The 13016-nt window shown below is 59.0% G+C and carries 12 protein-coding genes and 1 tRNA gene; 3 read left to right on the plus strand and 10 right to left on the minus strand.

Annotation, left to right across the window (positions count from 1 at the left end):
• The 5 genes from VJ651_RS21825 to VJ651_RS21845 form a co-directional block, all read right to left on the minus strand.
• A partial coding sequence (locus tag VJ651_RS21825) for a ribose-phosphate pyrophosphokinase (RefSeq protein WP_324109453.1) occupies nt 1-761 on the minus strand: 761 nt, incomplete at its 3' end.
• An 80-nt stretch (nt 762-841) separates the two neighbouring features.
• Nucleotides 842-918: transfer RNA gene (locus VJ651_RS21830), tRNA-Gln, on the minus strand.
• A gap of 59 nt (nt 919-977) precedes the next feature.
• The gene (gene ispE, locus VJ651_RS21835; RefSeq protein ID WP_324109454.1) at nt 978-1856 is read right to left on the minus strand and encodes a 4-(cytidine 5'-diphospho)-2-C-methyl-D-erythritol kinase; all 879 of its coding nucleotides are present in this window, start codon (nt 1854-1856) and stop codon (nt 978-980) included.
• The gene (gene lolB, locus VJ651_RS21840; protein WP_324109455.1) at nt 1841-2464 is read right to left on the minus strand and encodes a lipoprotein insertase outer membrane protein LolB; all 624 of its coding nucleotides are present in this window, start codon (nt 2462-2464) and stop codon (nt 1841-1843) included. The genes ispE and lolB overlap by 16 nt, the downstream gene beginning before the upstream one ends.
• Complete coding sequence (locus VJ651_RS21845) at nt 2461-4269, minus strand: tetratricopeptide repeat protein (protein ID WP_324109456.1); 1809 nt, start codon at nt 4267-4269, stop codon at nt 2461-2463. The genes lolB and VJ651_RS21845 overlap by 4 nt, the downstream gene beginning before the upstream one ends.
• A gap of 198 nt (nt 4270-4467) precedes the next feature.
• Between VJ651_RS21845 and mutM the strand changes: the two genes are divergently transcribed.
• From mutM to mutY, 3 genes are read left to right on the plus strand one after another with little or no spacing between them, the layout of a single operon-like run.
• Entirely contained in the window at nt 4468-5289 is an 822-nt protein-coding gene (gene mutM / locus VJ651_RS21850; RefSeq protein WP_324109457.1) for a bifunctional DNA-formamidopyrimidine glycosylase/DNA-(apurinic or apyrimidinic site) lyase, read from the plus strand.
• 49 nt (nt 5290-5338) lie between these two features.
• Complete coding sequence (locus VJ651_RS21855; protein WP_324109458.1) at nt 5339-7276, plus strand: dynamin family protein; 1938 nt, start codon at nt 5339-5341, stop codon at nt 7274-7276.
• 9 nt (nt 7277-7285) lie between these two features.
• Complete coding sequence (gene mutY, locus VJ651_RS21860; RefSeq protein ID WP_324109459.1) at nt 7286-8431, plus strand: A/G-specific adenine glycosylase; 1146 nt, start codon at nt 7286-7288, stop codon at nt 8429-8431.
• 22 nt (nt 8432-8453) lie between these two features.
• Here the strand turns inward: mutY and VJ651_RS21865 are convergent, their stop codons facing one another.
• The 5 genes from VJ651_RS21865 to VJ651_RS21885 all read right to left on the minus strand — a co-directional run bounded on the left by VJ651_RS21865 (nt 8454) and on the right by VJ651_RS21885 (nt 12954).
• A complete protein-coding gene (locus tag VJ651_RS21865) occupies nt 8454-9506 on the minus strand; it encodes a GGDEF domain-containing protein (RefSeq protein ID WP_324109603.1) in 1053 nt (350 codons plus the stop codon).
• Between the two features lie 446 nt (nt 9507-9952).
• Nucleotides 9953-10579: an LON peptidase substrate-binding domain-containing protein gene (locus VJ651_RS21870; protein ID WP_324109460.1), complete on the minus strand. Its 627-nt coding sequence runs from the start codon at nt 10577-10579 to the stop codon at nt 9953-9955.
• A gap of 20 nt (nt 10580-10599) precedes the next feature.
• Nucleotides 10600-11463 (minus strand): RNase adapter RapZ, encoded by an 864-nt coding sequence (rapZ, locus tag VJ651_RS21875; RefSeq protein WP_324109461.1) that lies wholly within the window; start codon nt 11461-11463, stop codon nt 10600-10602.
• Between the two features lie 67 nt (nt 11464-11530).
• Nucleotides 11531-12469, minus strand: a complete 939-nt coding sequence (hprK, locus tag VJ651_RS21880) for an HPr(Ser) kinase/phosphatase (RefSeq protein ID WP_324109462.1) — start codon at nt 12467-12469, stop codon at nt 11531-11533.
• A gap of 17 nt (nt 12470-12486) precedes the next feature.
• Nucleotides 12487-12954: a PTS sugar transporter subunit IIA gene (locus VJ651_RS21885; protein ID WP_324109604.1), complete on the minus strand. Its 468-nt coding sequence runs from the start codon at nt 12952-12954 to the stop codon at nt 12487-12489.
• Nucleotides 12955-13016 lie beyond the last annotated feature (62 nt).

A 13016-nucleotide genomic window follows, 5' to 3' on the forward strand; every position in this document is an offset into this window, starting at 1 on the left:
AGCACCGGGTGCGTACAGTACGAGAACACCTGCTTGGCGCCGCGCTCCTTGAGCACCTGAGCGGCTTTGCACAGCGTGCCGCCGGTGTCGATCATGTCATCCATGATCACGCAGTTGCGGCCTTCGACTTCACCGATGATGTTCATCACCTCGGCCACGTTGGCCTTGGGGCGGCGCTTGTCGATGATCGCCAGGTCGGTGTTGAGCTGCTTGGCCAGTGCGCGCGCGCGCACCACGCCACCGACGTCCGGCGACACCACCAGCAGGTTGTCGTAGTTCTTCTTGCGCAGGTCTTCGAGCAGAATCGGCGACGCGTAGATGTTGTCAACCGGAATGTCGAAGAAACCCTGGATCTGGTCAGCGTGGAGGTCCATCGTCAGCACGCGCTCGACGCCGGCGACTTCCAGCATGTTCGCCACGACCTTGGCCGAGATGGCCACGCGCGCCGAACGCGGGCGGCGATCCTGGCGGGCATAGCCGAAGTAGGGGATGGCGGCCGTGATGCGGCGTGCGGATGCGCGCTTGAGCGCATCGACCATCACCATCAGTTCCATCAGGTTGTCGTTGGTCGGGGCGCAGGTGGATTGCAGGATGAACACGTGCTTGCCGCGCACGTTCTCCTGGATCTCGACCTGAACTTCACCGTCGGAGAAACGACCCACGAGAGCCTTGCCGAGCGGAATGCCTAGGTGCTTGACGACAGCTTCTGCGAGTTTCGGGTTGGCGTTGCCGGTAAAAACCATCAAGCCTTCGCTGCTCATCGGGGCACCTGTTTTGACTTCAGACGCGCCGGTTGGCTGAAGCACCAACCGGGCTATTGCTGGAAACATGAGGAAAAAAATGGCAGGGGCGGAAGGATTCGAACCTACGCATGCCGGAATCAAAATCCGGTGCCTTAACCAGCTTGGCGATTCCCCTACACAACCGGTTGTCTGCCGTCGCATCATGCTTCATGCAACGCCAAACGAATTCTTGAGTTACGACTCCAGCAAATACGAGAGCGGGTGACGCTCGATCGATTTGGCTTTCCAGACTTTCCATTGCGCCGATCCCGTTTTGTGCACTTCTTCCAGCACTTCGTCTGCTTGCTGCTCTTGCGAAAACGCACAAAACACACAAGCTCCCGAACCGGTCATCCTTGCATCTCCGTACTGTCGCAGCCATTTTATGGCTTCTGCGATGGGAGGGAATAGCTTGGTTGCCACGACTTGCAGGTCGTTTTTTCCGAAGCCGGTAGATGCTTCAGGAAAGTCCGATATTCTGACGGGTTTCGTGTCCCTTGTCAAATCCGGATCGGAAAAAATTGCCGCGGTCGGCACTGATACGCCGGGTTCGATGACGACATACCAGCAATCGGGAGTGGCAACCGGCACCAGCGCTTCACCGACGCCTTCGGCAAATGCATTTTGCCCAAAGATGAAAAACGGCACATCGGCGCCCAGTTGAAGGCCGAGCTTCATCAGCTCCTGACGCGCGAGGCCGGTTTGCCATAAATGATTCAGTGCGATCAGGGTGGTCGCGGCATCGGACGAGCCGCCGCCAAGTCCGCCACCCATCGGCAGCTGTTTCTCGATGCGGATGTCGACACCCAGCCGTTCCATGGATCGATTCGCGGCTGCAGTTTTCAGCAGTTTTGCTGCGCGAACGATCAGGTCGGAATCCTCGGGCACGCCTTCAACCTCCGTGACACGTCGAATTATTCCGTCCTCACGCACATCGAAGTGCAGCAAGTCGCCGCGGTCGATCAGTTGGAAAACCGTTTGCAGCAGATGATAGCCGTCGGCGCGCCGGCCGGTGACGTGCAGAAAAAGATTGAGCTTGGCCGGAGCAGGGCAGTTGTTCAGTGAGCTTGCCATGAGTCGATGACGATGCGAATGGATACATCGCCGGCTTGCTCCGTGAGCCGCGCAAGGTCGATGCGTTTCGGGCGGTATTGTACCTTCGAGGAAGCGTCGTCCTGCCAGTTGGCGTAGCGGATTCGCCATCCGTCCTTCGTCGTGACTTCAGATGCCGCGGGAGTTGCGACAAAGCGCCGGCCCCCGGCATCCAGCGCAAAACCCTGCAACCATTCGCGCAAACCGGCAACCGGCAGCGGCCAGCCGAGGGTTTGTGCGGTCAGATCGTCGACATCGGATGCGCTGCGAAGCGTCTGCCCGTTCTCGGTCAGGGTTGCACCGTCCGGTGTGACGTCGATGACAGCTATGGTTTGGCCCAAAGGCGACAGCAAGCTGACCTTGGTGCTCGACGGCGTTTGTGACCAGAGGAAACCGCCGTGCAGGGCCTCTTCGTTGCGCGGGCCCTGGTATCGTACTGACAGCCGTCCAGTGAAGTCGATCGCGGCATGGTAAGGGCGAGCGGCGGTCGGCCGGTCAACTGCGGCCGGGGGAGAGAGGCTTGCGCACCCGGCCAGCAGCAACAGGGGCAGCGCGCCGGCAAAAGCGCGCCGGGCAATGCGGTCAATCATAGGCTCACGTTCAACCGTGCCAGCGTGTTCTTGAGCGTATCGTTTTGCGGGTCCTTGGACTTCGCGTCGCGCCAGAGCTTCTGTGCGTCGTCCTTCTGTCCTTTCACCCACAGTACTTCGCCGAGATGCGCCGCGATTTCGACATCCGGCCGCAACTGATAGGCCTGGCGCAACAGATCTTCCGCTTCTTTCAATTTGCCGCGCCTGAATTGCACCCACCCCATGCTGTCCATGATGAACGGATCGTCCGGTGCAAGTTTTAACGCCTTTTCGATCAGGGCGAGCGCCTCGTCGAGGCGGATATTGCGTTCCGCGAGCGAGTATCCGAGCGCGTTGTAGGCATGCTGGTTGTTGGGCGCGAGTTCCATGATCTTGCGCAGCGTGGTTTCCATCAAATCCCACTGCGAACCTTTTTCCGCTGCCATCGCGTAGTCGTAGAGCAGGTCGGTGTCGTTCGGAAACTGATGCAAGCCGTCCTTGAGCACCGCCATCGATTCCGGCAGCCGATTCGCGTCACGCAGAATCTGGCTTTCGGCCAGGATGAGCTGCGACTTTTCGCGTTCGCCGCTGACGTTGGTTTCGTGCAGTAGCTTGCGCGCGCCTTCGAGGTCTCCGCGCTTGGCAATGACCTGCGCGCGCTTGACTTGTGCGCTCAGGTAGGCCTCGCCCGGTTCCACTTGCGCCAGCCATTTGAGGGCGGCTTCGGAATCGTTGCGTTCCTCCGCAATCTGCGCAAGCAGCAGCAAGGCTTGCGTCGCGTCGCGCTCTTCCTCCGGCTTGGCTGCGAGCACGTTCAGATAGGTGGTGAGGTATTTTTCGGCGGCCTTCAGGTCGCTAGTTTGCATGCACAATACGCCGAGCGCATACAGCGAGGTGAGATCGTCCGGCTGATTCTTGAGCAAGGCCTCAAACTCGCTGCGCGCCTTGCCGTACTGTTTTTCTTCTACCAGCATGCGTGCATATGCCATGCGCACGTCCCGCGATTTCGGGTACTTGGCAAGGAACTTGACCAACAGTTTGCTGGCCTCCGCCTTGTCGGGCGTGACTTGCGCAAGCGCGAGGATGGCGAGTTCCGAATCGGGTTTGACCTTGAGCGCCGACTGCGCCTCTTGTTGCGCGCGCTCGGTGTCGCCTCTGGCGTAGGCGCCCTGGGCAAGTGCGAGATGCGCTTCCGGCAGGTCGAGATACGGGGTCAGCACTTCTTCCAGCAGCGAGAATGCCTCGGTCTTGTCCTTGGCGCGGGCGAGCAGACGTTGCATTTGAAATGCCAGCAGTCCGCGGGTTTGAGGACGCGCCTCTTTCATGCGCTCTTCAAGAATCGGCTTGGCTTCGGCGAGCCTGTCGCTCAGTATCACGAAGCTCAGATAGTATTGTGTCGCTTCGTCCGAATGCGGCGCCAGGGTGCGCCACAAACGAACCGCGGCAAGCGCTTCATCGGCCTGCTTGGCGGACAGGGCTATTTCTGCGGCGCGGCGCGCAATGCGGGGATCGCGCGTTTGTTGGGCCACGCCCAGCAGTGTCACATAGGCCGTTTGCCAATCGCCTCGCTGGACGGCAATTTCCGAGCTTAGCAGCTTGAACAGCAGCTCTTCGGAGAGCTCGACCTCGGGCAGTGGATCTTCCGCCTTGGGCGTGTCTGCAAGGGAGTCCGACTTGCGACTAACTGCTTGTTTTCTCGGCGAAAACTTCTCGTGGCTTGCTGCCTGACCCGACGATCCGGCCATCGGCGGAAAATTATCGGGGTTCCATGTTGCGCATGCAGACAACGCGATCGACGCAGTTACAATAAGAAGAGTGTTTTTCAAGGGAAATTTCCAGCTATTCAAGCAAAGCTAATTCTACGCCCAACGGCAGGGCGTGGGCGCACGCTCCGAAACTCCATTGTACAAGTAGTGCTTCTCCAAGCAGGCGATCGCATGCGCAACTATTTGTACAATGAGGATTAGTCATATCATGCATGTCTCACGTCAAGTTTGTCTTTCTGCAAAGAGTTTGCTCCAACAATGCCAGAATTGCCAGAAGTAGAAGTTACCCGCCGCGGCGTCGCGCCTTACCTGGAAGGGAGGGTCGTCAGCGCCGTGACTTTGCGCCATGAGGGCTTGCGCTGGCCGTTTCCAGCCGATCTTGATCGTCGTATCTGCGGGCATCGTATTCGTATCACGAGGCGGCGCGGCAAGTATTTGCTGATTGAATTCGATCACGGCACCTTGATCGTGCATCTCGGGATGTCGGGACACCTGCGTGTCTTGCCGAAAGATACGCCACCACAAAAGCACGATCACTTCGACATGGAGGTTGATGACCAGGTGTTGCGAATGACGGATCCGCGCCGCTTCGGCGCAGTGCTCTGGCATGGCCGCGAAGACGGAGCGATCGATGAGCACCTGTTGTTGCGCGGCTTGGGAGTGGAGCCGCTTGAAGAGGCGTTTTCGGCGCAGCTTCTGTATCGTCAGACACGAAAGCGCAGCGCGGCGATCAAGCAGGTGTTGCTGGCGGGCGACATCGTGGTCGGCGTCGGCAACATTTACGCGTCGGAGAGCTTGTTCAAGGCCGGCATCAACCCGAAGACGGCGGCAAGCCGTATCGGGCTGGCGCGTTATGAAAAACTGGTCACGGCGATTCGCGAAACCCTGGCGGCGGCCATAGCAAAGGGCGGCAGCACCCTGCGGGATTTCATGGCGGTGAATGGCCAGCCCGGTTACTTTCAGCAGAGCTACTTTGTATATGACCGGGCCGACCAGCCATGCCGCGTATGCGGCGGCCTGGTGCGGCAGCTGAAGCAGGGACAGCGCTCGACCTTCTACTGTCCGAACTGTCAAAAATGAGTATGGGTGTGCTAGATTCGATCCTGTCAGCAATTAAGTCGGGGATAACGTGAGCAATCTGGTCCAAAAGTTCCAGGAATACAGCAGCTGGCGTAGTGGCGTGATGTCTGCTCTTGAGCGCTATCGCGCCTGCGTCGGTGCATCCGATCTGGCTGATGCAGCGAGTGATCAGCGCTTCTCGCGCCTGCAGGCCCGTCTTGCGGACGACAAGTTGTCGATTGCCTTTGTCGCGGAATTTTCCCGCGGCAAGTCCGAGCTGATCAATGCAATCTTTTTCGCGGATTACGGTCAACGTATCCTGCCCTCGTCTGCCGGGCGCACAACGATGTGTCCGACCGAACTCCTGTACGACGAAACCTTTCCGCCGTCGATTCGTCTGCTTCCGATCGAGACCCGTGCGGAAGCTGCCTCCACCAGCGATTTCAAAGAGCAAAGCCATGTCTGGAGTGTGTTGCCGCTCGACATTCATTCGGGCGAAGGCATGCTTGAGGCATTCAAGCAGGTGAGCCTGACCAAGCGCGTCTCGGTCGAGGAGGCGAAGCGTTATGGTTTGTACCATGAGGATGATCCGGATGCGTCCCTGGCAATGGGTGACGATGGGTTGGTTGAAATTTCGCAGTGGCGTCATGCGATCGTGAATTTCCCGCACCCGCTGCTGAAGCAGGGATTGGTCATCATCGACACACCGGGTCTCAATGCCATCGGCACCGAGCCGGAACTGACGCTGAACCTGATCCCGAATGCCCATGCAGTTCTGTTCATCCTGGCCGCCGATACCGGTGTCACCAGGAGTGACATCGACGTGTGGCGCGACCACATCGGCGGCGGTCCCGCGCGCATGGTGGTGTTGAACAAGATCGACAGCATGTGGGATGAATTGCGCAGCGCGGAGGAGATCGAGCAGCAGATCGACAAGCAGGTTGCGAGTGTTGCGCAGACATTGCATCTCTCGCCGCAGCAGGTTTTTCCGATTTCTGCGCAAAAAGGCCTGGTTGGCAAGGTTAACCGCGATCCTGAACTGTTGGCGAAGAGTCGCCTGCCGTTGCTGGAAACGGCCTTGTCCGGCGAACTGATTCCGAGCAAGCAGGAAATCGTGCGCGGCCAGCTGATGGCGGAGATGCAGGAATTGACGACGTCCAAGCAGCAGTTGCAGGCCACCCGCGGGCGCAGCGTCGTGGAGCAGCTGGTGGAACTCAAAAGTCTGCGCGGCAAGAACCAGAACATCATCGAACACATGATGAAACGCGTCGAGCTCGAGAAAAAAGAGTTCGATGCCAGTCTGATGAAACTCCAGGGTACACGCGCCGTATTTACCCGCTTGTCGACCGAGGTGTTCACCAGTCTCGGAATGGACATTCTGAAGGAAGACATTCGTCGCACGCGCGACGCCATGGAAAAGAGCCGCTTCTCGGCCGGATTGCGCTCTGCAGTAAAGACCTTCTTCGAGCAGATCCGGAACAACCTGGACCTTTCCAATCGGAAGATCGAGGAAATCACGGCGATGATGACCGTGATGTATCGCAAATTCTCGACCGAACACGGTCTTGCGCTTTCTTCGCCCATGCCTTTCTCGCTCGAGAAATACCGCAAGGAGATCGAGATGATTGAAGGCGTGTACCACAAGCAGTTCGGCACCGCGGCGATCATGACCACTCCCCAAGTGGTGCTGATGACGAAGTTCTTCGATTCGATTGCATCGCGCGTGAAGCAAAGTTTCCTGCAGGCCAATCGTGATGTGGAAGCCTGGCTGAAAGTGGTGATGGCGCCGCTGGAGGCGCAGATCTGGGAGCATCGCTCGCAGCTGAAGAAGCGCAAGCAGTCGATCGAACGCATTCACCTTGCGACCGATACGCTGGAAGAAAAGATCGAGACGCTGGAGAAGATGCAGGCCGAACTGGAAGAACAGAAGAAGACGCTTCTGATGCTGGAGGCCGAACTCAAAAGCGCCATTTCCGCCGAACTCGCCGCGCTCAAGGCAGCGGCCTGACAGCCTGACATGAAACGCATAGCCCAAGCGCCGGCTGCGCAGGCGGACGGCGCCGAAACACTTTTCGACCCCACCTTTTCCGAAGCGGTGATCCGCTGGCAGAAACAGCATGGCCGGCATGCGCTGCCCTGGCAGAACACGCGCGATGCCTATCGCATCTGGCTGTCGGAGATCATGCTGCAACAGACCCAGGTGGCTGCGGTCATTCCGTATTACCAGCGGTTTCTGGCGCGATTTCCCGATGTGGCATCGCTGGCGGCGGCGAGCTCCGAAGAAGTGATGTCCCATTGGAGCGGCCTCGGCTACTACACGCGAGCACGCAATCTGCACCGGTGCGCGCAAATGATCGTCGCCGAGTTCGGCGGCAAATTCCCGGAGCAGCCTGAGTTGCTTGCCGAGTTGCCCGGCATCGGCCGATCGACTGCGGCTGCGATTGCGGCTTTCGCCTACGGTGCACGTGCTGCTATCCTCGATGGCAACGTCAAGCGGGTATTTTGCCGGGTGTTCGGCATTGCGGGATTTCCGGGTGCAAAACCTGTTGAAGACGGTTTGTGGCAGAGGGCAGTGGCGCTCCTTCCCGACCGGGAAGTTGAGGCGTATACGCAAGGGCTGATGGATCTGGGTGCGACGCTCTGCACACGCAGCAAACCCTCCTGCAGCCAATGCCCGCTGTCGCAGCGCTGTATGGCGCTGGCCAGCGACCGCGTGCATTTGCTGCCCGAACGCAAGCCCAAGAAGGCGATTCCGGAAAGGACTACCGCAATGCTGGTTGTCACCGATCGTGATCGCGTATTGCTTGAGCAGCGGCCGGGAACCGGGATCTGGGGCGGCCTGTTGTCGCTTCCGGAAATGGAGTGCGTGGAGCACGATACCGGAGAAGGTAGACTGCGGTTTGACGAACTTGTTTCGCGCAAGCTCGCGTCTTTCGGTCATGTCGTTTCATGCGAGCGTCTGCAGCCGTTTACGCATGTATTCACCCATTTCAAACTGCACGTGTCACCGTACCAAATCAGACTGGCGGGCCGCGCCCGGCTCGCGGCGGAGGGCAGTCACGTGTGGTATCGCGCCGAACAGTTGCAGGAGGCGCCGCTGCCTGCTCCGGTCAAGAAGCTTCTGCTCGCGGTGTTTCGCGGCGGCGACCTGCTAACGGCGTAGGTGGCTTCTCCCGCACGCACGCCTAGCCTATCTCGACCCACTCCACGCGGTTGCGCCCGCGTTGTTTTGCCTGGTATAGGGCGGAGTCGGCGCGTGCAATCAGATCAGTGATCTTTTCGCCGCGGCGGTACTGCGCTACGCCGATCGACAGAGAAATATGTTTTCGCTCCAGGATTTTCTGAAGGTCCAGGAAGTGCGCGTAGACGCGCAGGCGCTCGGCGTGCATTACCGCACCCTTGAGATCGGTGTCGGGCAGGATCTGCATGAATTCGTCGCCGCCATAACGGCCAAGCATATCGGTGTCGCGAATGCTGTCGCGAGCGACTTTGGCGAACTCTTTCAGGATGGTGTCGCCGGTCAGGTGACCGTTGTTGTCGTTGATCTCCTTGAATCGATCGATGTCGATGAGGCAGATGCAGAAGGGCACGGACAAGGTATCGGCCTGCAGCTTCGCCTGCTCGAGCTCGGCTTGAATCTGCCGACGATTGTAGAGGCCGGTCAGCTCATCACGGACGGACTTTTCTTCGTAGTGTTCAAGTTGGTAGCGCGTCGCCCTCAGAAGCTGTCGCAGGTTCTGGATCTGCTTGCCGACCAGGATCATTCCCGGCAGGGTCAGGACCAAAACGAACCATTGCACCAAATCGGCGCGAAATTCGTAGCTATAACCTTCCCCATGGTCGCGGATAAAGATAATGCCGAGATAGGCACTCAGGCAGCCGATCGCCAGCAGGATGAGCGACACCGTCGACAAGCGAAAGATTCCGAACGAGAAGGCGATCAGGATGAACGGCACCAGTGCAATCTGTGTGGCGCGCTCCAGGTAGGCCACGACCAGCATGATGAGCAGCGAGGCGACCAGTTGCGGCAGTGTCAGACTGGGTTCATCGAAGTGGCTGTTGAGACCTAGCCGGAACAGGCCATAGAACAGGATGACAACGCACAGCACCGCGGCCGCGACACTGACGAAGGTCTCGCCGCTGATGAAGCCTTGCCGGTAAAAGATGAACAGGCTTAGCGCGTACAGCAGCGATATCAGGCTGATGGGAGAGATCTGAGGTACGCGCACGGGTTGCATATTCTTGCGGCGATTGACGGACTCTGACCGCATAGCCTCGCGTGCGTCATCCATTAACATACGATTAGCGCTCAAAGTAGTGCCAAGTAAATGCCTGCACGGCAGGAAGCAAGAGGGAATTTTTCTCAGGACTGCCCCGGCGGGGAGCACCGATGTCTACTTCGCCGGAAGTCTTCACATGCCTTCTTGCTGCGGCATCCTGGCAGCTGGCCTGCAGTTTCTTCCAACGCGCAATCCACTGACACTCCCCGCCGGGAGAGGCTCGAACTGTGAGCCGACCCGTCATTTATCCTACGAATACTCGCGGTCGAATTTGCGCAGTAACAAACAGCTTGTAAAAAATGCTGATGCGACAGAGATCGCCGCAGCGATTCTCAAAAATGGCACAGCGTGCGACTCAAAACGGTGCAGGCTTTATTGTCGTTTATGTAATTGCGCGCTGCGGGTCAGACAATTTTGTGCTGCAGCAGATATTGGTGAACGATCGACAGACGGCTTTGCGCGTCCTCGAGTTCGAGCAGCTTCTGGCGCGCTTTCAGGGGGATGGGGAGGATTTCGCACCAGCGGTTGGCAACCCAGCTCGCGCTGTCGAGCTGAATCGGCTGTGAAAACGGGCTGATGAAGCTTTCGCCATGTTCGGCGCGGCCCTTGGCACTGACGTCGTCGATCACAATCTTCAGGGTCTTGGCGCAGGTCACATGGATGTCGCTGACAGGGATGTCGTCGTCCGCCGGGATCATCTCGACGCGCGCCTCGAGTCGCTGGTCAGGCAGCACCCGGGTGTTGGTGATGCGGAAGCGCTTGCCGCCGCGGATGCGCAGCGTCATCACGCCGAGCTTCTCCATGTCCCAATCCGACATGTGCGCCATGCATCCGACGGTTTCCGGCTCGGCCGCGGCGCCGACTTCCTGGCCGGACTTGATCAGAACAACGCCGAACGGCATGTTGCGCCGCATGCACTCGCGCACCATGTCCATGTAGCGTGTTTCGAAAACCTTCAGCGGCAGGATCCCGTCCGGGAAAAGCACGGTCTTCAGGGGAAATAGCGGGAGCCAGGAGTCGTCAGCTTGCATGGTCGGCGTAGGTGGTGCGTTCAGGAGAGTTCGCGATGACGCAGCAGGACGCGTTCGGTTGCGCCGAAGTGTTTCGCGAGTTGCTCGACCATGTAGACCGACCGGTGTTGTCCGCCGGTGCAGCCGATTGCAACGGTCAGGTAGCTGCGGTTGTCATTCTTGAATGCCGGCAGCCACTTTTCAATGAAGGTGCGTATATCGATAAAGAGTTCCGCGACATGCGCCTGCGCATTCAGGAATGCGACTACCGGTTCATCGCGTCCGGTAAAGGGCCGCAAAGTAGTGTCGTAGTACGGGTTGGGCAGCACGCGCACATCGAATACAAGATCCGCATCCAGCGGTACGCCGAACTTGAAGGCGAAGGATTCGAACAGCAGCGTCAGCGGCGTGCGCTCGGTTTCCACCAGATCCTTGATCCAGCCGCGCAGCTTGTTGGCCGACAGGCCCGAGGTATCGATGACATGGCCGATGCCTTCGATCGGGGAGAGCATCTCGCGTTCGCGCAGGATGCATTCGGTCAAGGTTGGCTGGTCGCCGGCATCCTGGCTCGCGCGAACCCGATGCGACAGGGGATGGCTGCGCCGGGTTTCGGAAAAGCGCGCGATCAGCGATTCGGTCTTTGCCGTCAGGAACAGCACCTTGACGTCGTGCCCCTCGTTCTTGAGCAACTGGATATCGGCCGGCAGACCGGCCAGTGAGTCCGCACTGCGCGCATCCATTGCGACCGCCAATGTGTCGGCGCCTTCTTCCTGGCGCGTGGCGACCAGTTGGCGCAGCAGTTTGGGCGGCAGATTGTCGACGCAGAAGTAACCGGCGTCTTCGAGTGCATTCAGCCCGACCGATTTTCCGGATCCGGATATGCCTGTGATGAGGATAATGCGCATAGGCGGTAATCATACCGCATGGGGCGCGAAGTGACAGCCGAGGCGAAGGGGAGAAGCGCTGATCTGATTACTCGTTGCCCATGGCTTTTTGCTGGCGCTCCATGAATTCCTTGAGCGTGTCGATTCCGCGCAATTGCAGAATGGTGTTGCGCACCGCCGCTTCCAGCAGCACGGCGAGGTTGCGGCCGGCTTCGACGGGAATCACGACCTTGCGGATCGCCAGGCCGAGCACTTCTTCGGTCTGGGAATGCAGGGGCAGGCGTTCGTAATTTTCTTCCAGCGTACTGCGGCGCACCAGATGGACGATCAGCTTCAGGCGCATTTTGCGCCGTACCGCGGTTTCGCCGAAGATGGTCTTGATGTCCAGCAGGCCGAGGCCGCGTACTTCGAGCAGGTTCTGCAGCAGGGGCGGGCAGCGGCCCTCGATCATGTTGGGTGCGATGCGTGCGAACTCGACAGCGTCGTCGGCAACCAGTCCGTGGTTGCGCGAGATCAGTTCCAGGCCGAGTTCGCTCTTGCCGAGGCCGGATTCGCCGGTGATCAATACGCCGACCCCCAGCACATCCATGAACACGCCGTGCATCGTCACGCGTTGCGCCAGTTCCTTGGACAGGTACACGCGCAGGTAGTCGATCACTTGCGCGGCGGGCAGCGGGGTGGAGAACAGCGGGATATTTTTTTCGTCGCAAACCTCAAGGATGTAAGGCGGCGTTTCCAGTCCCTGCGCGATGATGAAGGCCGGCGGCTCGCCAGTCACCAGTTCTTCGGTCTGGTACTTGCGCGAGACGGGCGAGAGCTTGTTGTAATAGAGAATTTCCTGATGCCCGAAGACCTGGATCCGGCCTGGATGGATCAGGTTCAGGTGACCGACCTGATCGGCGGCAGAGGTGGCATCGCCCGAGATACGCCGCTCGCCTCCCGGAAAACCGGCAAACCATCCTAATTGCAGCGCTTCACGCGTGTCGTCGTAGAGCTGCTGAATTGACAAGTGGGTAGTGGCAGGCATGGCGTCAGGACGTCGGATCAGGCGTGTACGCTCGGCTGCCAGGCAGTCAGGCGGGCATGGACGGAAGTCGCATCGGGATCCGTGGCCAGCTGGTTGCGGAACGCCTCGTCTGAAAACATTTCGGCGATTTCGGACAGGATTTCAAGGTGCTGCTGCGTCACGTGGTCCGGAATCAGCAGGAATACCAGCAGCTTCACCGGATGTCCGTCGGGCGACTCGAAGGGGATCGGCTCCTTCAAACGAACAAACGCCGCGAGCGGCGCTTTCAAACCCTTGATCCGGCCGTGCGGTACCGCCACACCATGTCCCAGTCCGGTGGAACCGAGACGTTCGCGTGCGAACAGGTTGTCCGACACTACCGAGCGGGCAATGCCGCAATTGTTTTCAAAAATCAGTCCGGCCTGCTCGAAAGCGCGCTTCTTGCTCGAGACTTCAAGATCGAGCACGACATTGTTGGCCGACAGGATTCTGGCAAGGTTAGTCATGTTACGAAATGGCATGGTGCGATGCACAAATTGGGCAATCGAGTCGCATTATAGGCTTGTTT

This window comes from Noviherbaspirillum sp., assembly GCF_035254865.1.
Taxonomy (GTDB): Bacteria; Pseudomonadota; Gammaproteobacteria; order Burkholderiales; family Burkholderiaceae_D; genus Noviherbaspirillum.